The sequence below is a fragment of the Staphylococcus sp. EG-SA-15 genome (genome assembly GCF_017151895.1).
Taxonomy (GTDB): Bacteria; Bacillota; Bacilli; order Staphylococcales; family Staphylococcaceae; genus Staphylococcus; species Staphylococcus aureus.
In genome coordinates, this window is record NZ_JACVZN010000185.1 from 1 (window position 1) to 228 (window position 228).

Annotated in this window: 1 protein-coding gene; it reads right to left on the bottom strand. The window is 38.2% G+C overall.

The annotated features are described in order from the left end of the window. Nucleotides 1-192, bottom strand: a 192-nt coding sequence (locus IDG64_RS15005; RefSeq protein WP_206171381.1) for a hypothetical protein, incomplete at its 3' end; no start/stop codon positions are given. Between the last annotated feature and the right edge of the window lie 36 nt (nt 193-228).

A 228-nucleotide genomic window follows, 5' to 3' on the forward strand; every position in this document is an offset into this window, starting at 1 on the left:
TTGACTAAATGAAAATACGCTTGTAACAAGTTTTTTCAATACTCGTGGGGCCACAACAGAGAGAAATTGGATCACCAATTCCAACAGACAATGCAAGTTGGCGGGGCCCCAACATAGAGAAATTGGAACCCCAATTTCTACAGACAATGCAAGTTGGGGTGAACAACGAAATAAATTTTGTAAAAATATCATTTCTGTCCCACTCCCTCCTATTTTTAATACACATTA